Below are 24995 nucleotides of genomic sequence, written 5' to 3' on the forward strand. Positions count from 1 at the left end.
CAATTGCCCTGTTGGGTAGCGTCTGGCCCCTTGGGTCCAGAGACCGCCGCTCACCTTTGCGTTCCCGATTCGACCAAATCAACAGACTCGTCCCGCGTTATAGGTCGTTGTCGCGTACCTCAAGCAACCGCTGACTCAGCTGGTCTCGGAAACGATCGACCGTGGCTTGGTGCTCTTTCGATGAGGCAAGATTCACGTACTGCTTGGGGTCGGTCGTCATGTCGAACAACTCTGCCCCGCCCGAGCCGTCTTCGTTGTACTGTATGTACGCCCAGTCTGGCTCGCGGAGCAGAAACGCCTTCCGCATCGGCGCGACGCTGAATGCCGCCTGACGTACCTGCTGACCTGGATCGTTCAGCAGGGCGGAGATATCTTTGCCTTGCAGGTGACCTGGAACGGGTAACCCGCACAGCCGAGAAAGTGTCGGATACAGATCGATCAATTCCACCAAGCTGTCGCAAACCGCAGCCGGCTTGCCCGGGACGCTGATGATCAATGGCACCGCGGCGGACTCGTCATGCAGCGAAACCTTGGCCCAAAAGTCGTGCTCGCCGAGGTGATAACCGTGATCGCTGGTGAAGATCACGATCGTCTTGTCGCGTAATCCGTTGTCGTCCAACGCTTTCAAGACCTTGCCGACTTGTGCGTCCATGAAGCGAACGGCGGCGTAGTAGCCTCCCAATGCTTTTCGCTGTCTTCGCAGATCCATCTGCATGTTCTTACTCGTTTTGTAGTTGATCCCAGGACTGGGAATGTCGTCCCAGTCGCCGGCGACCTTCTCGGGCAACGCCAGTTTGTCAAACGGTTTGAAGGGCTCAAAGAATCGTTCGGGGGCGACGAAGGGAACGTGTGGTCGAACGAATCCGACACCAAGCCAAAAGGGTTTGTCACGATGTTTTTGCAGCAGCTCGACCGCTTTTGCGGCACTCTTCCCATCCGCGTGAACTTCGTCATCACCTTCCGCCTCGACCACCACGAATGTGTTCCCGCCCATCACGGGTTTCTTTCCCTCCGGGTTGCGTTCGAGCGTTTCGCCGTCGCCGGGTGCTTTCCATTCCAGACCCGGCGTATTGAAACGCTCGGTCCATGAATGCTCATCGTCCGCCCCGTTCCAGTCGTTCGTTTTTTGGGGGTCGGCAAAGCTCTCCACGCCACCGGGAACTCCCATGTGAAAGATTTTGCTGACTCGCGCCGCGTAGTAGCCGTTGTTGCGGAAGTGTTGCGGCCAAGTCGGGCGATCGCCGATCTGAGGTCGCGGGTTGGTGTATCCCAGAACCCCGGTCGCATGCGGGTAATAGCCCGTCATGAACGACGCTCGCGATGGGCCACAGTAGGTGGCTTGGCAATAGGCTCGCGTGAACCTCGTTCCCAGCTCCGCCAAGGAGTCGATGTTCGGCGTCTGGCAACGTTGATTGCCGTAACAGGACAATGCGGTCGCCGTCAAATCGTCGGACACAATGAACAGCACATTCATCGGCTGCTCACACTGTGCAGATCCCGCCGCCATGATCGCCACCAAACCTACCAGCAAGCGAGTTGTAAGGTGTCTAAAAAATGGAGATGGTTTCATCGCTGTGGGCTCCATTGTCGAGACTGTTGGTGGCGAAATCCATTCAGTCGTATCGTTCCATTTGGATGGATGTCCATGAGCGAGTAGGCGTTGTTGTCGACGCCAGATCCTTCCACCATCGCGACCAGCGTGCAGTAGTGAATGCCTGCGATGTCTTGCAAATCGTTCTTATGACTGTGTCCTTGGAAAACGGCCAAGACTCGTCCCGATGATTCAAGCACCTTGCGAACTTCATCGCTGTTTCTGACGCTGTGGTGCCCGCTCACATCTAGCCTCTGGTGGGCAAACACAATCACCGGATGCTTGTTCTCGTTCAAATCCGCTTGCAGCCATTCCAATTCCATGGCCGGAACGTTCGCATCCGTCCACTTCGAATTCTTTCGTCCGTAGGCTTTGCCATCGCTGCGAAAGCAAGAGTCCAGCACGACGAAATGGATGCCACTGCGGTCGAATGAGTAAAACGATTCTTCCTGCCCGACGCCGCCCAAGAACTCGTCTTTATTCAATGTGTCCACGCAGTGGTTTCCCAGCACGTAATGCCGGTCCGGACAGATCTTGCTGAACCGGTCATTGATCGTCGAAAGGTAGCGCTGCTCCAACTGCACCGTGTCGGCGGCGTCGATCAAGTCGCCCAGCTCGACAACAAAGTCCGGCTTGGACGCTTCAAACTCTCCAGCGGCTTCATCGAGCTTGGCAAGTGTTTCGCGATAGTGACGCGATCCCGCAGGCGGTTTGTCGGCGTAGTGCAAGTCCGTGATCATGCCGACGCACAGGCGACCCGGCGACTGATCAGCGTAGAGCGGAGAAACAGTCGCCACCGCCCCAGCGGTCAGCAACAATGCCCCGTCCTGGACAAAGGCTCGTCTCCCCACACGAACCGGATCGTTATCGCTCATCGTCATTGGACTCCAAGGACCACACTGTCGGAGACGCCAGCCGCCTCACACAAATCAATCAGCATTCTAACCCGAAATGCCAAGGACCTGGTTAGGTCCAGTAGGTCATGCTCCGCATGACAAAATACGATTCGCCCCCATTGTCTCTGATCAGTCGCTTCACCACCGGCTCAAGCACCCTTTCGACTTAGTCGTAGATTGGCCACTATTGGCCAACATTCAATACACAGACGGGCAAGAGTGACCACCCGACAGTCATTCAATCCCCAACACGGACTAAAATCAACAAGCCGCTTTTCGGAAGCTCAATACCTGGAGGCGATTCTCAAAACCCGAGGCTATAGCAAACCGGACATCGCCGCCATCTTTCACGGCCACCTTCTACGGATCGTCGAAACGGCATTTCCATAGTCCGTTTCACGTTCGCCCAGATCAAAGATCACGCTCGACGCCAATTCACGCTGACTCAAAACAGTAACGTACGGATGACGTTGTGATCCGCACGAACAACCGGAATGGCGTTGCTGCAGAAAACAGACAGCGAGGAAAAAAAATGTTTGGGCAAAAAAATGTCGGATCGGTATCAACACGAGCATTTTCTGCAAATTCATTTTTTGGCCCTTTCTTGCCACACTGCTGAGCCCGAGTAGAACGTACAACCAAGGTGCAATCGGCCACGATGCATTCGATCGAGACAACGGCCCGGTGATACAATCCATTGAATCGCGTTGACAAACCCCCTTCCCCTTTTCGAAGAACTCAGTTGGCCAAGTGCGATTTGGTAGAAGATTACTGGTAGCGACTGCACGGGCGAGCCGTTTTCTGTGACATTTTCTACCAGTAATCTTCTACCATCTCCGGTCTGAACCATTGAGCGCCGGGCAAATATTCGAGAGTGGACTCTGACTCTGTTGCGGCAGAATCGCAGAAGTGTGCGTCTGCCACGAAACTCTAAAAAACCCCCTTCCGCTTTTCAAGTAAGCCGCACGCTGTGGAAGCAATCGCATCCCGAATCGGACGATCCGACGGAGTTGGAGTCCCGCTCGCCTTTGGAAGAATCAACAACCAAAGAACCTCACTACTATCGCTACAAGAAGTGCAACGGCTTGGTCGCCCCGGCCGGCCAGTTGGAAGGATCGCTGGCGGTCACGCTGTTGGCGGTCGCGCACTGGGTGGTGAAATGGCAGCAGACGCAAGCCGCATCGACTCAGGTCGTTCCGCCTTGGCGACGGGCACTGGCTGCGGTGATCAGGCAGCGGATATCGATGCCAAGCAAGAACGCATTCATCAATGGCATGCGATATGGACTGATTCAGCCTGATGCTCATTGGTTGAGCTTGATCGAACAGGCGATCGAATTGGTGAGCGAAGAAGTGGAGTGGCCCAAAGCAACCGCGAGACCACCGTGACATCGAGTCCAAGTTTTCAATCGCGTTGTTTCGCACCCATTGGTTTTCAATCACAAACCGATCAGGCTCATCAATCGTCGATGCAACCGCATCACGATGAATTTGGCACCAAACAGCAAGTTCAACCGCCAAGGCGTGACCGTTTCGCGTCATTCAGAGTGATCGCATCGACTGCAATCGAGCCAACCAAGAGCAAGAAACCGCGTTGCTCACCCAAGTCACACTGGGCAATCTTGACAACCAGCTAAACCAGCAAAATCTAGCTGGCAACACCCCAAAGAAAGAAACCCTCAATCAACGTCTGCACGCTCGCGAGAGGGTTCGGGAATTAAGAAGTGAACGCTCCCACAATGTAGAGCCGCGGAGGCGGCGGAAGCGTAAAGCCTGGGACGTGAGTCCCAGGTCTCGTTTCGAAAGCGGTCTCGATTGAGCCCCGAAGGTGGCGACAGACTGTGAGTGATACACTGCCGTCTCTGTCGCCGCTTCGCGGCTTATCAGACGCGGTGATGTGGTACCCCAAGGGGCTGACGCCCCATGCTTTGCCCTATCGCTGCTCCGCAGCTATCTGTTCAAGGCGAAGTAATCGTAGGTCATGCTGTGCATGACGAAATACGGCACGCGCATTAACACGTGGGGTGACCTGTACTCGGGAACAACGCTCGGTGACGTCCGGTGTGCTGGTTGTGATGTACCGATGGCGTCATGCACAGCATGACCTACTGGAACTGCGGAGCATGTCGTATTGATGACTCTATCTGTTCAGCGCAAGGAATCTGTCGTGTCTCGAATGTTTGCACGCGAAGACGCTAAGGCGCGAAGGACGAGCCTCTTTCTTCGCGTCTTAGCGCCTTCGCGTGAGAATCAAAAAAGGCACCCCATGGGGCTGACGCCCCATGCTTTACGCTGCCGTCGCATCCGCGACTGTGCACGGGCACCAGTGTTGATTGGCGCCATCAGTCACTTTGATCAGCTTTTAAAACCCCCTTCCCTTTATTGCTCGTTCAATTTAATCGCGTTAGAAACCCCGTTCCCCTTTTCGAAGAAGTACTCCGATTAGTGTTCGATCAGTGAAGATTAGTGGTTCTGCTTCTCTTGAAGTACGATCCGTTTTCACGTTTGCGATGCGTCGCTATTGATCAGCAAGCCGACCTGTATCTCACTGGTTTGAGTGTGGTTTGTTTTTGGGAACACCAATTTGCACTAATCGAACACTAATCAGCAGAACTGCAAGCAGGCTGGATGAAGGCGGCTGGCCAGCAGTTACCGGCAAGGCAGGATTTGGTTCGGTATTTGGGGGAGACAAGCTTCGCGAACATTCAGATCAGCGGAAGAAGCTAGCCGCCCCTTCCCCTTCTCGAAGAACTCAGTTGGCGAAGTGCGATTTGGTAGAAGATTACTGGTAGCGACCGCACGGGCGAGCCGTTTTCTGTGACATTTTCTACTAGTAATCTTCTACCATCTCCGGTCTGAACCATTGAGCGCCGCGCAAATATTCGAGAGTGGACTCTGGCTCTGTTGCGGCAGATTCGCAGGAGTGTGTGTCTGCCACGAAACTCCAAAAATCCCCCTTCGCTTTATTGCTCGTTCTATGGAAACACTGCAAATTCAACGTTCGTTGTAAGGTGAATCTTCGCCAATTCCCAGTCCAACCAGTTCATAAGACGATTGCAACGCATCGCCGTGACCTGTTACTGGGATTAGAAACTCCGGTTCGTCTTTGTCTTTTCTCAAAAAAACCAAATGAAAACTATCGATTGAGTCCACTTTTGAACTTTCGCCAAGCTTAAGACGCCGAATGGTTTCAAACGATGCCTTGCCGAAATACATACTTGAAGGCGCATTTCCTGGTGCTCCTTTCTCTGGGAGATCTTGAAAGTGCTTAATGCGAAGTATACGGACTTTTTCACCTTTCAGAACGGAAACCGCCTCAAGAAGTAACACGTACTCTCCGTAAAATTGCTGTTCAAACTCGTCGTTCGGTACACGCATCACCTGGAAGCACCTCACGATTGCGACAGTCTCGGCGTCTCCTGTCAGTTTCTCAAACGAGATCTTTAGCGGAGGTTTTGCATGCGCGCACGCGACGAGTCCAAGAACAAGAATGCCGAACAATGCAAAATGGGACAATAATCTCTTCATCGTTCTACCAAAAACGTGGGTCTGGCGGTCCGTCATCAAAAGTGCTCGTCTGTCCTTCGCCCGTAAATGCGTTAAACGCACCTCCATTGCTGTAGTGATCCTGAACTGGACCACAACAATTCCACGAAAAGTCTGCATGGGATCTAGCGTCAGATCCCTTGACGTGTTTGTTCCACCAAGTTGGATTCTCGTTTCCGCGTGCGTCAAATGCCCGTCGGAACCCGTTTTAAAACCCCCTTCCCCTTTTCGCGTTTTCCCCTTTTCGCGCACGTAGGTGATTCGCTTCTTGATCGTCGCTTCGCTGTAGTTGCGAATGCGAAGCCGATCGGTGTGCTCGACCAACAGGCGATAGAAGCCGCGTGGATCGTTGGTGTCACCGAACGCTAAAAACTCCCATGCCCTCTCCGGAGAGCCGGAGACCGGAGACTTATCAAGATTCCCTGTCGCGCAGTCGCTTCTGAAGGTCTGACATTCGCTTCGTAAGTGCATCGATGCCTTGCGGAAGCAGTTCCCCGTCACCAGTGGGGGCCTCTCCCAAGAGCTGCTCGAGAAGCTGGATTTGGCCTGCTAATTTGCCTTCCTCACGTCCTTCCTCACGTCCTTCCTCACGTCCTTCCTCACGGGCACCTGAAATGGCCCACTCATAGTCTCTTTGAGCCTTTTCGCGTTGATCGTACATTTGCTTGTCTTCCGTTTTAGCGGAGATGGTTTCTATCGTGGAAATCGCTGGCTCAAACTCGATCCCAGGGAGCAATCGGCGGAGAGCTTCCCCGTCGTAATCCTGGGCGTGTAGCAACAGGAATACCCATTGATTCAGTTTACTCGCCCTGGAGATCGTCTGCTCTGCCAAGGCATACTTCGTCAATTCTACCGTGTGTACTTCGATCCCGTTGGAAATTGAACGACCGCTGCGTTGGTCCAGGAGCTGAAAACGGTGGTAAGCTTGGAACCCGTTTCAAACCCCCCTTCCGCTTTTCTGATCCCCCACCGTGACATCGAGTTCAAATTATCAATCTCGTCGTCCCGCACCCATTGGTTTTCACACACAAACCGACCAGGCTCATCAATCGTCTATGCAATCGCATCACGATGAATTTGGCACAAAACATTATGTTCAACAGCCAAGACGAGACCGTTTCGAGTCACTCAGAGTGATCGCATCACCTGCAATCGAACCAACCAAGAGCAAGAGACCGCGTTGCTCACCCAAGTCACACTGGGCAATCTCGGCAACCAGGTAAACCAGCAAAATCTAGCTGGTAGCACCCCAAAGAAAGAAACCCTCAATCAACGTCCGCGCGCTCGCGGGAGGGTTCGGGAATTAAGAAGTGAACGCACAGACAATAGAAAGCCGCGGAGGCGGCGGAAGCGTAAAGCCTGGGACGTAAGTCCCAGGTCTCGTTCCGCAACGATCCCGATTGAGCCCCGAAGGTGGCGACAGATTGCGGGCGATATCGTGCCCTATCTGTCGCCGCTCCGCGGCTTTCGCAATCGGCAATGTGGCACCCCATGGGGCTGACGCCCCATGCTTTACGCTGCCGTCGCATCCGCGACTATCCACGACTCGGCTTTTAAAACCCCCTTCCCCTTAGTGCGATTAAAACCCCCTTCCCCTTATTGCGATTACAACCGTGCAAAACAAAGACTGGATCGCCGACATCCAGGGGACACCGCCTGAGTATCGTGGGCAGAGTGAGAACCAACACGTCTTCGGCTACTTGGCCAAGTACGTGGCGGGGGTGGCGATTGGTGACGGACGCTTGATTCGTGTCAACGATGATGAGTTGGTGTTCGACGCGAAGGACTATCGCGACATGTCGCGTGTGGAAGTATCGATGCCGCCAAAAGAGTTCTGCTACGCGTTCTCGCGGCACATTCTGCCGCATGGAATGCCACGCACCCGCTACGCAGGCTGCTTCGCCCCCAACGTACGTAAAAAGTACCTGGAGTTGTGCCGCACGCTGTGGAAGCAATCGCATCCCGAGTCGGACGACCCTTTGGAAGCGGAATCGCAATCGCCTTTGGAAGAATCAACAACCAAAGAACCTCACGACTATCGCTGCAAGAAGTGCAACGGCTTGGTCGACCCGGCCGGCCAGTTGGAAGGATCACTAACGGTCTCGCTGTTGGCGGTCGCCCACTGGGTGGTGAAATGGCAGCAGACGCAAGCCGCATCGACTCAGGTTGTTCCCCATTGGCGACGGGCACTGGCCGAAGTGCTTGCGCAGCGTTGCACGCTGCCGAGCAAGAACACGTTTATCAATGGCATCCGCTCTGGACTGATTCAGCCTGATGCTCATTGGTTGAGCTTGTTCGAGCAGGCGATCGAATTGGTGAGCGAAGAAGTGGAGTGGCCCGAAGCAACCGCGAGACCACCGTGACATCGCATTCAAATTATCAATCGCGTTGTTTCGCACTCGTTAGTTTTCGAACACAAACCGACCAGGCTCATCAATCGTCTATGCAATCGCATCACGATGAATTTGGCACAAAACAGCATGTTCAACCGCCAAGACGAGACCGTTTCGCGTCGCCAGGAGTGATCGCATCACCAGCAATCGAACCAACCAAGAGCGAGAAACCGCGTTGGTTACCCAAGTCACACTGGGCAATCTTGACAACCAGGTAAACCAGCAAAATCTAGCTGGCAGCACCCCAAAGAAAGAAACCCTCAATCAACGTCTGCGCGCTCGCGGGAGGGTTCGGGAATTAAGAAGTGAACTACCCCAGTAAAGTGCTCTGGCCCCATCAATCATGATAGCCTCAATTAAGACCGCACGTAAGACGCTAGGACGGAGAGAACGGCAACCATGGGGATCGATGACACTTCAGTGATCGCAAGCACCTTGCCGGCAAGCCCAAAATGAGTGAAGTTGCGATAAATGAAGTAGCCATGCATGGCAACGAATGGAACTGATATCGCCGAGAAAAACCAAATGCCAATCAGTATCTGATATGCGTTCTTGCGGTCATCACTTTGAAAGAAAAAAAGGAGTAGGTATGCGCAGTAACACGCAACTAGAAAAAGGAAAAAACCAAAAGTCAAAACCATCAGGCCATGTGCTACCTTACTTCGATCGTTGGTTCGTTGGGTCGAGGCCTCGTATGGGTTGCTTGAGTTACCATTGCTCATTCGGAATTGTTGCATCCCCACGAGTGGCAGTTAGTGCCACCCCACGGTACACAGAACAGGTTGTAGCGATCTTCAGTCCAGCCCGTCTTGCACATTCGCTTCGCGTCTTCTGGACAGACCTTTATGGTTTTGCAAACAGCCTTGCTTGGATCGCGATCAACTTCTTCATTGACATACCCTATACCAGAGCCACACATGTCTAAAAAGTCTGGAGGTCGACAGCCATCAAATGGAAGTGGATGTTTTCCGTACTGCTTCCCATCGGGGCAGATGATAAAGGTGTGGCTTAGCCAACCACAGACAGGTATTGAACTGCCGTCTCCTCCGAGTCGGCCGCGACAAACCTTTATTTCTACCTTTGAAACAACTTGCCCGTTCTCGCAGCAACTGGACAGTTTGCTGTAGATTTTCTTCCCCCCACAGCAGCCTTGAACGTTACTGCTGTACTTCGTGCCATTGCAGCACTTGTGATGCCCCTGCAGTCCCTTCGGATCAACCTTTACCAGAGGTTCTGAATCAACGTACTCATAAAGATTCCATTGGCTCCCTCCGAACCCAATGGGATCTCTGGAGCAAGACTCCACTTGAGTGACTGCGTTGAAGGTGCAGCGGCGTTTGGGGCGGTGGGGCGTTGATGAAGTATGCGGCCGGATGGGCTGATGGCAACTACGACTTGCCCCGCGCGCACGAGTGCGGCTTATGAGGTGGCGGCGGGGGAGTTTTTGTCGTAGTTGCATGGGGCTCATTGTACGGCATCAAGCGGTGATGCGGTTACTTTTCTTCTTGCTCCGCCGGGTGCGTTTTGTCGTGGATGTCGAGTAGCTTGCGGATCGACGTTCTGGCGTAGATCTGCGTCGTGTCGCTCTTGGCGTGACCCAAGATTTGCTGGATCAGCGTCAGGTCCGCTCCGTTCTCGTGCATCGCGGTTGCCATGCTGTGTCGGTAGACGTGACAGGCGCCCGGTTTGTCGATCCCGGCGGCTTGGATGTAGCGGCGACCGTACTCGGTCAACGTATCGGCTTCGATCGGCGTGCCGTGGATCGTCAGGAAGAGCGTGTTGTCGCTCGCGGGGGTTGCGAACTGGTCGCGGACTCCGTCCACGTAGCGGGCGATCCAGAGCAACGCCCGTGTACCGATCGGGATGTAGCGGTCCTTTTTCCCTTTGCCCTGATCGATGAACAACGCACGGCGTTCGACTTGGATCTCGTCCAGACGCAGCGAACAGAGTTCGAAGCGGCGGATGCCGGTGGAGTAGAACGTTTCCAGGATGGCGCGGTCGCGTAGACCGATGGGCGTCGTTACGTCGGGCTGTGCAAGCACTTGTTCGACTTCGTCGACCGTGAGGATCGCTTTGGGCAGCGTTTTGGGTTGCCGGGGCAGATCGAGTTCGGCCGCGGGACTGAAGGCGATGTGGTTGAGTTTGGCGAGCCAGGCGAAGTACGAGCGAATTTCTTTGAGTGCCAGGTGTTGTGAGCCCCAGCTCAACGGTTGCCCGTTGGCTTTGCGGTAGCGGAACAGGTGACGTTGGTAACTTTCTAAAATCGGTTTGGTGATGTGTGTTGGATAGGATAAGTCGCGGTCGTGACACCACTGGGCGAATTGGCGGACGTAGGTGATTCGCTTTTTGATCGTCGCTTCGCTGTAGTTGCGCATGCGAAGCCATTCGGTGTGCTCGACCAGCAGGCGATAGAAGCCTCTCGGGTCGGTCGTGTCGCCGAACGATTTGAAACGGGCGGGTTTGGATTTGGACATGGTCGTCTCCAGGGTTGTGTCCGCGCGCACCGTCAGCCCGGACGTTGTTGTGGGAGAGTTCGCTTGAGCCAGAGGGGATCAAGCGAGAGTGGCAGGACTGCCACGACGTACGACGATGCACGTACGTTTTTTGCGGTGGGGGTGTTGTCCTTGGGTTCAACCCGACAACTTTCTCGGTACTCATTGATGCACAATGAGTTGCGTCGATTTCACGGCCCCGACAACCACCCGATATTGGGGCGATAACTCGTAACTTGGGGGGCGATAACTTGGCCTCAGGGCCGATAACTACTTCGTCGTACTGTCAGTCAACTTTGCGGGATCGGCCAAGCCGCAGAGGGTCGGCTGGCCCTCGTATCCTTGGCCGTCGAAGAGCAGTTCGTACTGAGCCAGCTTGCCACGAGAGCCCGAGCTGTGCGGTACCACGTATTCCCAACGACACAGCCGCTCCAGGTGGGTGCGCAGTTGAGTCGCTCCCCAGCCGAGGTGCTCACGTAGCTCCCGGCGAGTGAATCGCACTTCACTATCGTGAGTCTCGTTCGTGTCTGCTGTTCGTCGCACGTAGCGGTACAGTTGCAGCAACAGCTTGCGGGTCTGTTGAGGCAGCTCGTCGATACTGCTGCCCAGCACCGAGTTGGCGATCAGGTTGGCGATCAGGTTGGCGATCGCGATGTCTTGCTTGGTGACTTCGATGTACGGGGCTTCCTTGCCGTCGTGATCCTTGGTCTTGATCTCTCGCTGGTGCTGATGCACGAAAGTGATCGCGCGAATCAACGTGAGGTATTTTGCTTGATCTCTCCGGTTGCGAGTTAGACCGGCTGTGAAGGTGAGCTGTTCGGCGTAGGGGTTGGAGATCTCGATCGGACGCAGGAGTCGCTGTGCGTTCTGATGAAGCGTATAGATGCGATCGAGCGTGCGACGTTCGATGATTGCGTCGATCGTTTCCGCCTCGCGTTGACGTTGCTGGATCGCAGCGGTTTGTTCGGGCGCTTCGTCCACCGAAAGCACGAAGCAGCGATTCAACAGTTCAGGGTCAACGTCGCTGGCCGTGGTGGTCATCAACATCGCCACGGGTCCTTCGACATTGTAGCGTTCCACTGCCGTGCGTCCCGTGCCGGATTCTTTGGCCGTGGTGACGATCGACAGTTTGCCTTCGCTTTGCAGGAGTTTCAAAGCGTAGCTGGCGTCACGCACGCCTTCTTCTTCGGCGATGGACAGGATCTTGTGGCGTAGGTCGAGGTTGCCCGCGTAGTAAAGACTCTTGCTGGTCATCGCCGAGCAAGCGAACACGGCTTCGTCAGGCATGAAGGCGAGGATGGCATCCAGCAGCGAGGTCTTGCCGGCCGCGGAGGAGGACTGGATGACGACACCGAGCGGCTTGGGTAGCAGTCGGCTGGTGGCCGCGAGGTAGCCGGTGAGTTTCCCGATCCGCTCGCCGACGATGCCGCAGGTTTCGAAATCGTCCAAGATGCGATCGAGCAACTTGGGCGACTGCAGCAGGTCCATCGCCTCGCTTCGCTCTGTGTCGGTCATTTCGTACGGCGGAGGCTCGTTGGACTTCGTTCCGGCGTCAGCTTGGAGTTGATCAAGCTTCAGCAGGATGCGGCCGATGTCACCGCGCAACGTGTTCTCGTCGATCGCGATCTCTTCGCCGCATTCTTTCAAGAACACGCGACGGGAACGCGCGTGGCACAAGTCCAGCGTGTCGACGTGGAACTGATCGTTGCGGTCATTGAATACCATCAAGTTGATCTTCATCGTGCCGGGCGTTGTGTTGCGCTGCAAGCCGCGGACACGGTAGCGCCGGTGCTCGATGCGGATGGTGATCTCGTTGTCGGTTTGGGCGATGTCCAGATCGTCAACCGGATTTGGTGCCGGTGATGCAACGGGTTGCTGGACCACTGCGTGCTGCGTCGGCTTGCCGGTGACCCAGGAGGCCGCGCGGATGCGTGATGCCAGTGGATCGGTTTCATTGAGGTGGGCTTTGGCGTACGTGTTGGCACTGTCGTGACCGGGGAAGGCGATTTGTAGGATTTCCAGATCGGGGAAGTGTTCCCGGTCGATGTCGGGCGACGCGATCAGGAGTCGCTTGATCCCTTTGAAATGCTCGTCGTTGAGCTGCTCCGCAACGACAGCGTTGCGGTGACCGGCGGCACAGAACGTCCAGGCGTCGAGGATGCAGCCGCACAGGATCAGTTCATCGAACGTTGTCAGTGCCGCAGCGTTGAAGATTCCCGTGCCGATCGTGATCGCCATCTCGTCTCCTTGGCTACGATCGACGCGACGACCGTGGATGCCGGTGATCTTGCCAGCAGTGTCGGTCAGTGGCACCGTGACGAACCCGCGAAAGGTTTCATGGCCGGTGGATTTAAGGACGCCGACGCTTTGCAGCATCTCGCGAAGATCGCGTCCCGCTTTGGAGCGATGGGGCGGCAGGAGCTTGCCGAACGTGCGATCGCTGAAGCCGATGTGGAGATCGTCGCAGTGCAACGCGTTGGCTTGCAGGTGCTCAAGGACTTTCGGGTTGTCCGATAATCGTGACGCGTAGTAGTCGGCGATGAATGCGATCGGGTCGTCGTGGATCGCGGCGTGGAGTTCGTGATCGTTCATGGCAAGTGAGACTCCGTTGGGTGCGCGCATAGCGGGAGCGCGGTTGGTGTTGGATGACTTTTTGGCGCTCCACATTCGGCAGCGTTTCGAAGATGGTCAGCGTTTGCGGGCGTCGAGCGATGAGGTGATGGAAGCGTCCACTGACCGATCAGCCGAATATGGATCGCCAAGCGGTGCTGATGATAGAGGGGCGTTGGCGATTTCTGTAAAAAGTTTTCGATTGGGTGTTAAGCTGTGCGGGCGTGTGTTCGTCGTAGGTGCGTGTGATGTAGGTACGATGATGCGAATGGGAACGTATAACGATCGTTGTTGGAGTCTAGCGTTCACGCGATTGAGTGTTGGTGTACCGGCTTCAGCCGGAATACGGCAGGGAGTGCATGGTAGATGGAAGTTGCGCTTGAGCGGCTGAAGCCTGGACTCCAACGCGCCTTCGACGGTCGTGGGTGGTTTCGTTGACCGTCAACGGTTGTTGTCATCCAACGGGCATCACTGGTTCTCGCCGGCCGTCAGCAAACGTTCCGAGTCGTCGCCGTGGTCCACTTTCAGTATCGCGACGAGAGACCTTTTAAAGAAAAAGTTGGTCATGCCGTGCATACCCACGGGAACTGATGCCCCCGTGAGCCTCAGGCGCTAGCCGTGGGCCTGAAGCGGATTGTGGTGCCGGCCCACGGCTAGCGCCTGAGGCTCACTTTGATTACGACGCGTGGAGCAATAACATTGGCTGAAGAGAAGGATTGCGTCATACACAGCATGACCCACGGGAACTGATGCCCCCGTGAGCCTCAGGCGCTAGCCGTGGGCCTGAAGCGGATTGTGGTGCCGGCCCACGGCTAGCGCCTGAGGCTCACTTTGATTGCGACTCTTGGAACAATAACATTGGCTGAAATAACAGCATGACCCACGGGACCTTTTACGGAAAAAGGATCGAGATGGACAATTGATCGCGTTTGATCGAAAGGCAGCGAATCGACAACGTGAGACTGCAGCAAGACGGCTGTCCATCGCGAAAGTCATCGCTGAATACGGTGGCGACGTCGACTACCGCGATGGCCTGCCGAGGCGTGCCGGTGACCGTACCGCCAAAGTGATGAGCCTGATCCCCAAGTGCCGCACCGGTGCCCTGGGTGGATGCACGTGGCAGTGCCGTGATTGTGACTCAAGCCAATTGGTCCTCAAATCCTGTGGCGATCGACACTGTCCGACCTGCTCGGCGACCAGTCGCTATCGCTGGCACGAACAACTGCTCTCCTGGGCGATCGGTTGCGACTACTTGCACCAAGTCGTCACCGTGCCGCATGAACTCAACGATCTGATCGCCGCCAACCCGGATCAACTGTTGCGGTTACTGGCAAGCGCGTCCCGCGAAGCGAACTTGAATCTGTTTCGTGATCGCTACCGCTGCATGCCCGGTCTGGTGCAAGTCATCCATACGTGGGGACAACGACTGAATCATCACTTTCATGTCCACACCGTGTTGACCGGCGGCGGCCTGTCCGTCAATGAAAAAGGCAAGGTCGATGCATCCTCCGCCCAGTGGGTCGATGTCGACTTGGACGACGCGGAGACTCGCACCGAAGAGCTGGCAGCGGGTTTCAAAACGCTGTTCTTAAAAGGGCTGCGAGGGCAATGGGAAAAAGGAGAATTGCGATTGCCGATAAACCTGGCGGACGAATCGGCTTTGCAGTCCGTTTTGGCAACCGTGCAAAACAAAGACTGGATCGCCGACATCCAAGGGACACCGCCCGAGTATCGTGGGCAGAGCGAGAATCAACACGTCTTCGGATACTTGGCCAAGTACGTGGCGGGGGTGGCGATTGGTGACGGACGTTTGATTCGTGTCAACGATGATGAAGTGGTGTTCGACGCGAAAGACTATCGCGATCAGTCGCGTGTGGAAGTATCGATGCCGCCAAAAGAGTTCTGTTATCAGTTCTCCAGACACATTCTGCCACATGGAATGCCACGCACTCGCTACGCAGGCTGCTTCGCCCCCAACGTGCGTAAAAAGTATCTGGAGTTGTGCCGCAAGTTGTGGAAACAATCGCATCCCGAATCCGAAGACCCGATGGAGTTGGATTCGCAATCGCCTTTGGAAGAATCAACAACCAAGGAACCTCACGACTATCGCTGCAAGAAGTGCAACGGCTTGGTCGACCCGGCCGGCCAGTTGGAAGGATCACTAACGGTCTCGCTGTTGGCGGTCGCGCACTGGGTGGTGAAATGGCAGCAGACGCAAGCCGCATCGACTCAGGTCGTTCCCCATTGGCGACGGGCACTCGCCGAAGTGCTTGCGCAGCGTTGCACGATGCCGAGCAAGAACACGTTTATCAATGGCATCCGCTCTGGACTGATACGTCCTGATGCTCATTGGTTGAGCCTGATCGAACAGGCGATCGAATTGGTGAGCGAAGAAGTGGAGTGGCCCGAAGCAACCGCGAGACCACCGTGACATCGAGTTCGAATTATCAATCGCATTGTTTCGCACTCATTGGTTTTCAAAAACAAACCGACCAGGCTCATCGATCGTCTATGCAATCGCATCACGATGAAATTGGCACCAAACAGCAAGTTCAACCGCCAAGGCGTGACCGTTTCGCGTCGCCAAGAGTGATCGCATCGTCTGCAATCCAACCAACCAAGAGCAAGAAACCGCGTTGCTCACCCAAGTCACACTGGGCAATCTTGGCAATCAGTTAAACCAGCAAAATCTAGCTGGCAGCCAACCAAAGAAAGAAACCCTCAATCAACGTCCGCGCGCTCGCGGGAGGGTTCGGGAATTAAGAAGTCAAGAATGGCGGGTGGCACGAATGGCACAGTCGTTTCTCTAACTATTTGGTTTCAAACGCGTTATCTCCGGCGGCGAGGCGTGCCTTCAGTTCTTCGCGTGGCTGCATCATCAGGTTGTAATTGCTGCCGCGTTTCTTTCTGACGCGAGGCTCAAACCGGCCGGGGCGATTGCCGACGATGCACTTGCCGATCTGCTCCAGGCGGCCCGTGCAGTATGTTCGATGTTCCATGCCGCGTTTCGTGCCGATTACATCCCAAGCCGCCAGCACAAACTGACAACAACTCACGAAACTGATTTCTCGGGGATGTACGCCACACACCCACGCTCCGCCTAACGCCGTCGTTCGGATCGCATTGTAGGCCAACATCGTCACCCAGAATTCTTTACGAACCATTGCCGGGCTTTTGCAACGAAGGTGATGCAGGTTGAGATGCGTTTTGATGCTGCGTATGTCCAATTCTGCATTCCAGCGAAAACCAAACAGCTCAGCGAGTTCGTCTGGCTGTACCGCATCGTCGCCGCTGACCTCGGTCATCGTGGTCACGATCACAAAGGGCTGTTGCTTGCGTCCTGGCTTGGTGATGACGTACTGAATTTCACGAAGCTCGATTGTCCTTGGCATCGAGTTGTACATCTCCTTGCTCATCCAAGCCGGACGCCCAGGCCGTTGCCAAGATACCAGATGATCTTTCTTGCCTAAGCGCTTGCCGCGACGAAAATCGGTGTGTCGTGCCTGATGTTTTCGGAAGCAAATATCCACACCTGCTTGCATCAAAAAAGCGATCATCCAGTAGTTGCCATAGAACCGATCGGCCACGGCTATATCGCCTTTGTTGAAGCAGCCGATCAGTTGCCGAAGCAACGCTGTCTCACCAGTCTCCTTGCCTTTGTACTTGGCGATCGCACAGTCGACGACGCAAGCAGTCGCTAGTGAAAGGACGACGACGAAGCGGGCGATCGGAAACCCGATTCCAGGCTTCTGGGCAGGGTTCTGAGGATACTCTGCTTGGTTCTTGGGTGTATCGGCCATCATGAACGTGGAGCCGTCAACGAGTTTGGCGTGACGATTTTTCCAGAGATGCTCTGGCTCGACCAGACGTTCGGCTTCGTCAGCGATCTCGGTTGTCAACTCATGCAACGCGTCTTCGGATAGCTTCGCCCGGGCACGACAATAGTCGCGGGTGTCGGGGGCAACATCACCCTCGTCATGACCGCTGAGATGACTACTGATTCGAGCGACAGCGCTTTGGCAAGAAGCTTCTTTGCCGTCGCGCAGAACTTGGCTCATAAAGGCCCACAAAACGATCGCTGTCGTGTAGGTTCGTCCGAAGAGATTGCGATGCCGGGAGAAGACCGAAGCGATGCGGTTCTCGCTGAGGATATCCACAAACGGCAATCCCGGAGCACCGAGGAATCCGGCGACGGTTTGGCCGAAAGTGAAGTTGCCACGGCGAGGCGATTGGGAACAAGATGGCATAAGAAAACCCTCCCTGGTCTCACTGATTGGCATCGGTGACCGGGGAGGGTTCGAAACAATGTGAAGCCTGGAAGGGTTTCACGGCAAGAAGAATCGCCCTGCGTCGGCAATTTTATGCGAAACAGCCGAGATGCAGATAGACGACTTCTGCGCGGAGCAAGCATGAATCGAAAACGACTGTGCCATTCGCGGGTGGCACCAACTGGCTCTAAACTCGCGTGTAGTGTCTGCCTTTGACTAGGATCATACCTTTTGCTGTTGAAACCTCAAACAATGTAGGTACACGCTGTCCTTCGGCAACAACATGGAAGTGAAGATGGGGGGCGTACGTCCAACCAGAATTCCCCGATATTGCGATCGGTGCTCCACGTTCCACCACATCTCCACACGCAACTCGCGCGCCTCGAAAATCAAGATGGCCGTAAGTTGCTACTGAAAAGTCGTCGTGTTCAATTTCGACAATGTTACAAAAGGGAAGATTTGACTTACATGGACCACCAGGAGAAAAAGTATCAATAACTCGTCTTACTGTTCCGGATCGAGTGTGACCGGCAACCCGCGAGGCTTCTGCGGAGCATTGCGGAATCTGGGTAAACAAAAAGCGGCCAACCTGCCATGATTTGGGTTCTAACTTCCAGGTATCAAAGGCAGGAGGCCGCTGAAATGAGCGTCGAACATTCAAGCGATATTGACAACCCCACTTCGTCTTCTTTTCCGCAGTCGCCCGAGCAAATCGCCGAGAAACTGCAGCAGTGCGGCGACACCATCCGAGAACACGTCGTCAATGCTTCTAAATGCGGCCAGTCTTTCGATGAAACAGAGCGTGCCGTGTGGAATCTTGTCTTGAAAACCGGCTTTCTGGCGATGGAGCTCTTCACCAAACTCCAAGGCAAGGGGGACCTTGGTGATCAAGCGGTCAGCGAATCAGGCAAAACACTGCGACGCAGCGAGAAACCGACCGACACGGTGGTTCGGTCGATTTTCGGTGAACACGCCTTTCAACAGTACACCTACAGCCCGGGAAAGAACAAGAGAATCGAACTGCATCCGATCAGCGCCCGCATGCAACTGCCGGAGCACCGCTGGTCGTACCTGCTCCAAGAGTTCTCCCAAATGTTCTGCGTCGAATCCGCATTCAACCAGGCCGCTGATAATCTCGAACTCGTTTTCGGAGCGAAATTCTCGATCGACACGCTCGAACAGACCAGCCAGAGAATGGGGGTCCAGGCCGATGCCTTTCTGGACGACTTGCCCACGCCCAAAAAGAAGGATGAAGCCGAGCTTCTCGTCGCTTCGGCCGACTGCAAGGGCGTTCCCTTGATCAAAGACGATGCCGCCAAAGTTGCTGCTTTTGAGACAGCAAAGAAACGGCCCGGAAACCGTCGCATGGCAACGGTCACGAGTGCTTACACCGTCGATCCCTATGTTCGCACAGCCGAGCAAATTGTCGCTGCCTTGTTCCGTGATGACAAAGAACCCGGCACGCAATCACGCAAGAGCAAAAAGAAACGACCGCGGCCAAAGCACAAGCACACATCGGCTCACTTTCCCGCGACCTTCGTGGACGACGATACGGAGGTTCCCATCAGCGGTATCCACGAGGGGATCGCATGGCTCGCAGATCAAGTCAGTGTCCGCCGAAAGAAACTCCAAGTGATCATTCTGTTAATGGACGGTCAGCAGAGCCTCTGGGAAGTCGCGCAGTTACACTTAGGCGACGATCCATTAGTGGTGCCAATCTTGGACATCATTCACGTAGCGACTTACGTGTGGGAGGCTTCGTCATTGTTCGAGAAATCCAGCGAAAAGCGAGCAGCGTTTACGCGGGAGCGATTGCTGAAAATCCTGCGTGGTGAGGTCAACGGGGTGATCCGAGGGCTACGTCGAATGGGTTCGCTTGGGAAACTCAAGGGCGATAAACTCAAAGACCTTCGACGCATCTGTGGTTACTTCGAGAAACACAAGGATCGGATGCGTTACGACGAATATCTTGCTGCAGGCTACCCGATTGCCTCGGGTGTGATCGAAGGCGCGTGCGGGCACTTGGTAAAGGACCGCATGGAACGAAGCGGGATGCGTTGGACGCTGGAAGCTGCACGGAGCATGCTCAACGTGCGGGCGGTATTTCAGAGTGACTACTGGGATAAATTCTGCAAACAGCGAGTCACGGAGTTGAGCGAGAGCACCCATCCAAACCGTAACATGGTCTGCCACTACACTCCGCTTACCATGGCATGTTAACCGGCGGGTTGCCGGTCACACTCTTCCGGATCTTGATGCACAGACAATTGTTCCTACTGGCATAGAAAAATCAATCGAATAGAACGAATTTCCACTGTGCGTCGAACCTCCGTAGGCTTGGTTAACCAAAAAACGTTCTCCGCACTGAAAGGGAAGCCCATAAATAAAATCCGATTTATGAGATTGAAGAACGAGTGAAATGGATTCTCTCAACAACTGACTTGAATGTGTACCTGCATCAGTTGGATTTGACATTGAACCAGCCGACGCGCCCGACACATTGCCTTCGAACAACTTGCGAATTGCGCTAAGGAAATTCGGCATTGTTACGTCGCTAAAACCGGTGGATAATACGGTTCTACTGGTGATTCTGGGGGTTTTCCCGGTGTCGGATTGCTCGGAACATCGCCAGGTCCGTCTGGATTTTCCCATGGATCAGTTGGATCAAAGTCGTCTTCAGGACACCCACAAAGATCTTTACACCTACCATTTGGGCCTCCAAATCTTGGCTGTTTAAACCCGCCTGCAAAGCCACAGCCAAGCAGCGTTTTTCCCCAACACCACAATTTGGCTTCGTCACATTGTTTATTCATGGGAGTATTATATCTGCGAGCACACCGCTCGCGCGCAGAACCATCGGGGAATCCATCGGGTGCACAATCTGCAGTCGCATTGGCTTCGGATGTCATTAGTGCATTGAATTCACAAGTTGCGAAGCCGGTAGTGCACCGACTGGCTGCACGGCGGGCACCTCGAATCAGGCACCAAGATCCGACAGTCACCAATCCTGCCGCAATCCAACCTGCTGCTGGATTGCCATCAAGGCGGCACGAAGAGCCGCTAATGCAGCGACTACAGTCTCGCCTCCTGCCGCGATTACTGCGATTAAAATCTCAATTTCAGTAACAATTGCGGGCTCCAACGCGAAGAATCCGTATGGATCTTGCATGGTCAAACCAAAGTAGTTGCAGTACACGGACATCCCATCGAGAAAACCGATCGGATCTCTGGAGCAGAAGCGGCCGACGACCGGGTCGTACATGCGGGCACGGTAGTGATACACATCCATCACTTCGTCGTACTCACGGCCGGTGTAGGTGTAGCGGTTGCCTTCGGCGGTCGATGTGCGTACCGTACCACTGCCGTCGAAGATCGAGAGCATTCCGTAGGCCGAATAGGCGTAGCGTTCCTGGATGGTTCCGCTTGTGTCCGTCAGTGCGGTGATGCTGTATTGCTGGTTTCGATGGAAATAGCGATTGCCGGATCCGCCGGTTCGCATCACCGGCTCGTCGATGTAACTGGCATAGAGATACGTGTAGGTCGGTGAACTTGCTGCCGTGCCGGACGTGTAGTCAGCGATCGTTTGCTGACCCGACTGCACGTAGACCATCGCCGTCGTGCCGTCGTCGCGACCGACTCGGCGGCCCAGGGCATCGAACTGGTACGTGATGTCGTCCGTGCTGTCGTTGTCGATGTCTGCTCCGATGAGTTTGTTCTCGAAGTCCCATTGCATCTTCAACGGATCAGTGCCGGGGCGAAGCACGGCTGGGATCTCCGTTTGATTACCTTTGGCATCGTGCTGAACTGCTTGACTGGCCACGGTCAGGATTTCGTGGGTTGGACCGTGGGTTCGTGACTGCGAACTGCCGTTCTCAGTGATGCTGTTCCAATCGCCCACCAGAGACAGACTCCAAGATTGATCCAGGTTGGTGTCATCTCTCTCCCAGTTCACCAAGCGGTCTTCGTCGTCATAGCCACTGGTTCCGACAGCGAATCCGTAGCCACTCATCGTGCCGCTGATCGCCTCGGACGTCTTATTCTTGTTGTCGTCTCAGCCGTAGGTGTAATTGCCGATCGAGGCACCGGAATACGAGATTCCGGCCAGGGTGTTGTCGACGTTGTAGGTTCGGGTTTCGCTCACCCCGTTATTGTACACACTCGTGAGCATCCTGCCCCCGTCGTCGTAAGTTCGCGTGTCGATCGTCGTGCTGCCCAGGGCCACGGTGGGCATTGATCGTAGGTCATGCTGTGCATGACGAATTACGGGCTGCCTTTCTTGGCGCTCGGGGTACTGGACTCGGTGGAAACTTTCGGTGATGTCCGAGGCGTCTATGTGGTGGTGTACGGATTGTGTCATGCGGAGCATGACTTACCGGCTACAACATCGTGGGGCAGGTTTTCAACCTGCCGTTCAGACAGGGAAATTTGGCAGGTTGAAAACCTGCCCCACGAAGGGACGTGCCTTGCCATTCACAGCGTGACGCACCGGAAGCGACTCACGCGGTTCGATTCAGCAATCCTGCCCTGAAACGCAAACCATCCGCCTGGGACTGCTATTTTGGAAAGGGGACTGACTGTCTAGGGCCTTGAACGGTCGGTACAAGATCGCCCCAGAGATTCAGACGTCTTTCGCGACGAGCAATCTGCTAGACGAAGTGGAGGGAGCGAGGACGGCGACACTGGGATGAAGAACGAACCGCCACTTCAACCAATAGCTCGGTTTTTCCTAACTGAGTGGAGTGAAGAATCGCATTGAGGGATTTCGGTCATGGATGACCGCCAAGATCCCAGGGGGCAGCAACGGACTCCCCGCAAATCCACATGATGTTGGGATACAATGCGAATCACTCATTCCCTTTCCTTGAGGATTCCTGATGCCCAATCGACGAGAAATCCTGGTTGCCGCCTTGGCCGGTTGCACCCTGCCGGCGTGCCATGTCGTCGGAGCCGAGTCCACCCATCGAATCCGAGTGGGGCAAGTCGGCACGATGCACGCCCATGCCTCGGGCAAGATGTCGACGATGCGAAAGCTCGACGACCTGTTCGAAGTCGTCGGTGTGGTCGAACCGGATCATGGTGCGCGTCAGCGCGCCGAAAAGAATGATGCGTATCGGGGTCTGCCGTTCGTCGAGCTGGATCAGCTTCTCGAAACCACCGGTCTCGCCGCCGTCGCTGTTGAGACATCCGTCAGTGATTTGGTCGAGAACGCGGTGCGTTGCTTACAAGCCGGCAAGCACATTCACTTGGACAAGCCTGCGGGGATCTCCATGTCTGCCTGTCGCGAGATGCATGCCGAAGCAAACCGGCGAGGATTGACGATTCAAATGGGCTACATGTTTCGCTACAACCCTGCGTTCACGCTGCTGTTTCAGATGGTGCGAGACGGTTGGCTGGGCGACGTCACGGAACTCAACGGGGCAATGGGAAAACTCGCGGGGGACTCGCTGCGACGCGATTTGGCTCAGTACAGCGGAGGCGGCATGTTCGAGCTTTCTTGTCACTTGATTGATGCGATGGTGACTGTCCTGGGCAAGCCGCAGAAGGTCCAGTCGTACAATCGACGGACACGGCCCGATGCCGATTCGTTTGCGGACAATCAATTGGCCGTGTTTGAATACCCCAACGCCGTGGCAACCATCCGCTGCAACCACATCGATCCGTTTGGGTTTGCGCGAAGGCAGTTTGGCGTCGCGGGAACAAAGGGTGTTTTCGATATCAACCCGCTGGAGCCGCCCGCAGCTCGACTGACACTTGATCAAGCCCGTGGCGATTACCAGAAAGGAGCACAGGACGTTGCCTTCGCCCGATCACCCGGTCGCTACGACGCCGAGTTCGTTGACTTGGCAAAAGTGATCCGAGGTGAGAAACAACTTGCGTGGAACTCCGACCATGACTTGGCCGTCCACGAAGCCGTCCTGGCTGGAAGCGGAATGGATGTCGACTGAACGATCAGAGTTGCGATCATGAATCAATTGCCGTTTCCTGCCTCTGACGGTGATGACGTGAGATCCATACGCTGCATGGGCAGTGCCTCAGGACGTGTCTTGAGGTACCACCCAAGAACCATTGGCCGATCAGACTGTGAGTGGTTTCACCGACGACCACCAAGTCGCTGCCGGATTCTTGAGCCGCATCCACGATCGCCTCACCCGGATGGCGAGCACGGCAGACCTGCGTCGTCGTGTTTGGAATCGAATCCGCGACAACGCTTGCCATGCGTTCGCCGCCACAACGCACTCGCTCCATCTCATCCGTCTCCCAAGATGGTTCCATCACGGCGAACGAATCTTGTTCAAATGGAAAGGGCGGTGACGCAACGCTTAGTAGAGTGACACTGCTGGACTCGCCCCATTGGATGCCGCATAGCTCATTGACCGCTTCCCTTGCCCCGATCGATTGGTCGTAGCCGACCATGATCCGAAGTCCATCAGCAGATGCACTGGCTGTGGATTCGGTCAAGGAATCGGCGGAGTCGAGATTCTGCGGCCTGTCCGGGCGGACCACCGCGACGCTGCAGTGTGCGTGAGTGGCCACGCTGTCCGAAACGCTGCCCAGCAACACGCGGTGCAACATCGAGTGGCCACGGGCACCCAGCACGATCAGATCCGCTTGGTACTCGTTGGCCTCTTCCAAAATATTCTTTACCGTGTGACCGCTTCGCCGTTTCATCACAACGGTCCGGCAATGCTGTGAGAGCATCATCATCAGCTCCGCGTGCAGTTCTTCCACGCGACGTGTTTCCTTCAAATCCCATTCGGCAGACCACGGCTGCACCGCAGTTCGACCGACTGAATCAGCGGCATAGGAAACCGTTAAAACGTGCACGTCCAGCTCATTGTGACGAGAAAGCCGTTGGATGAAGCGGGCCGCCTCCATGGAGTCGCCCGAACCATCGGATGCAAACAGCACTTTCATGATCGTGGATTTACCTGTGAGTAAACGTGGAACGAAGTGTTCCAAAAATTGGTTGCACTTGTCGTGCCAACATCGAACAGGCAATCGAACAGGCAATTGAACAGGGCAATCGAACAGGCAATTGAACAGGGCAATCAAACAGGCAGTGGGACCGTCAATCGTCCGGTCAACCGGCCCTTCCTCGATTTGAAACGCGACCTTCCTGTGACTGAGTCGCACACCCGGTGCGCGTATCTGCTCACACCAGTATGTTGAGTGGGGCCGAGAGAATCGTAGATTGCGAAA

The 24995-nt window shown here is 55.2% G+C and carries 15 protein-coding genes and 1 pseudogene; 5 read left to right on the forward strand and 11 right to left on the reverse strand.

The genetic code is table 11. The features are described 5' to 3' along the window. Positions 1–97: 97 nt before the first annotated feature. Together Pla52nx_RS21800 and Pla52nx_RS21805 are read right to left on the reverse strand one after the other, a co-directional pair. Positions 98–1507 (reverse strand): sulfatase, encoded by a 1410-nt coding sequence (locus tag Pla52nx_RS21800; RefSeq protein WP_390620393.1) that lies wholly within the window; start codon positions 1505–1507, stop codon positions 98–100. Positions 1508–1566: 59 nt separating this feature from the next. Further along, the gene (locus tag Pla52nx_RS21805) at positions 1567–2466 is read right to left on the reverse strand and encodes a metallophosphoesterase (RefSeq protein WP_197454680.1); all 900 of its coding nucleotides are present in this window, start codon (positions 2464–2466) and stop codon (positions 1567–1569) included. Between the two features lie 932 nt (positions 2467–3398). Between Pla52nx_RS21805 and Pla52nx_RS21810 the strand changes: the two genes are divergently transcribed. Further along, positions 3399–3875, forward strand: coding sequence for a hypothetical protein (locus Pla52nx_RS21810; protein WP_197454679.1), 477 nt, complete (start codon positions 3399–3401; stop codon positions 3873–3875). A gap of 1605 nt (positions 3876–5480) precedes the next feature. Here Pla52nx_RS21810 and Pla52nx_RS21815 read toward each other — a convergent pair. Both Pla52nx_RS21815 and Pla52nx_RS21820 read right to left on the reverse strand, forming a co-directional pair. Next, a complete protein-coding gene (locus tag Pla52nx_RS21815) occupies positions 5481–6503 on the reverse strand; it encodes a hypothetical protein (RefSeq protein WP_146520673.1) in 1023 nt (340 codons plus the stop codon). Continuing rightward, positions 6445–6942, reverse strand: a pseudogene (locus Pla52nx_RS21820) (PD-(D/E)XK nuclease family transposase); the annotation flags it as partial. The gene Pla52nx_RS21815 and the pseudogene Pla52nx_RS21820, both read right to left, overlap by 59 nt. Before the next feature lie 703 nt (positions 6943–7645). On the opposite strand from Pla52nx_RS21820, the gene Pla52nx_RS21825 reads away from it, so the two are divergent. After that, positions 7646–8395 (forward strand): transposase, encoded by a 750-nt coding sequence (locus Pla52nx_RS21825; protein WP_197454678.1) that lies wholly within the window; start codon positions 7646–7648, stop codon positions 8393–8395. A gap of 1523 nt (positions 8396–9918) precedes the next feature. Here the strand turns inward: Pla52nx_RS21825 and xerC are convergent. Together xerC and Pla52nx_RS21835 are read right to left on the reverse strand one after the other, a co-directional pair. Further along, positions 9919–10899: a site-specific tyrosine recombinase XerC gene (gene xerC, locus Pla52nx_RS21830; protein WP_146520670.1), complete on the reverse strand. Its 981-nt coding sequence runs from the start codon at positions 10897–10899 to the stop codon at positions 9919–9921. 288 nt (positions 10900–11187) lie between these two features. Further along, positions 11188–13509, reverse strand: coding sequence for a DNA primase (locus Pla52nx_RS21835; protein ID WP_146520669.1), 2322 nt, complete (start codon positions 13507–13509; stop codon positions 11188–11190). 937 nt (positions 13510–14446) lie between these two features. Between Pla52nx_RS21835 and Pla52nx_RS21840 the strand changes: the two genes are divergently transcribed. Then, entirely contained in the window at positions 14447–15958 is a 1512-nt protein-coding gene (locus tag Pla52nx_RS21840; RefSeq protein WP_146520668.1) for an IS91 family transposase, read from the forward strand. A 379-nt stretch (positions 15959–16337) separates the two neighbouring features. Here Pla52nx_RS21840 and Pla52nx_RS21845 read toward each other — a convergent pair whose 3' ends face one another. Both Pla52nx_RS21845 and Pla52nx_RS33005 read right to left on the reverse strand, forming a co-directional pair. After that, complete coding sequence (locus tag Pla52nx_RS21845) at positions 16338–17774, reverse strand: IS4 family transposase (RefSeq protein WP_197454677.1); 1437 nt, start codon at positions 17772–17774, stop codon at positions 16338–16340. Positions 17775–17982: 208 nt separating this feature from the next. Continuing rightward, positions 17983–18456: a M23 family metallopeptidase gene (locus tag Pla52nx_RS33005; RefSeq protein ID WP_425289832.1), complete on the reverse strand. Its 474-nt coding sequence runs from the start codon at positions 18454–18456 to the stop codon at positions 17983–17985. Here Pla52nx_RS33005 and Pla52nx_RS21850 point away from each other — a divergent pair. Further along, complete coding sequence (locus tag Pla52nx_RS21850) at positions 18438–20015, forward strand: ISKra4 family transposase (protein ID WP_197455184.1); 1578 nt, start codon at positions 18438–18440, stop codon at positions 20013–20015. The two genes, Pla52nx_RS33005 and Pla52nx_RS21850, sit on opposite strands and share 19 nt — an antisense overlap. A gap of 778 nt (positions 20016–20793) precedes the next feature. On the opposite strand, the gene Pla52nx_RS21855 is transcribed toward Pla52nx_RS21850, so the two are convergent. Continuing rightward, a complete protein-coding gene (locus tag Pla52nx_RS21855) occupies positions 20794–21804 on the reverse strand; it encodes an RHS repeat-associated core domain-containing protein (protein ID WP_146523823.1) in 1011 nt (336 codons plus the stop codon). 42 nt (positions 21805–21846) lie between these two features. Beyond that, positions 21847–22026: a hypothetical protein gene (locus Pla52nx_RS21860; RefSeq protein WP_146523824.1), complete on the reverse strand. Its 180-nt coding sequence runs from the start codon at positions 22024–22026 to the stop codon at positions 21847–21849. Positions 22027–22669: 643 nt separating this feature from the next. Here Pla52nx_RS21860 and Pla52nx_RS21865 point away from each other — a divergent pair. Continuing rightward, a complete protein-coding gene (locus Pla52nx_RS21865) occupies positions 22670–23740 on the forward strand; it encodes a Gfo/Idh/MocA family protein (protein WP_146523825.1) in 1071 nt (356 codons plus the stop codon). A 16-nt stretch (positions 23741–23756) separates the two neighbouring features. On the opposite strand, the gene Pla52nx_RS21870 is transcribed toward Pla52nx_RS21865, so the two are convergent. Further along, positions 23757–24710, reverse strand: a complete 954-nt coding sequence (locus Pla52nx_RS21870) for a universal stress protein (RefSeq protein ID WP_197455173.1) — start codon at positions 24708–24710, stop codon at positions 23757–23759. Between the last annotated feature and the right edge of the window lie 285 nt (positions 24711–24995).

Origin of the sequence: Stieleria varia (assembly GCF_038443385.1) — a bacterium.
In the GTDB taxonomy this organism is placed as follows: domain Bacteria; phylum Planctomycetota; class Planctomycetia; order Pirellulales; family Pirellulaceae; genus Stieleria; species Stieleria varia.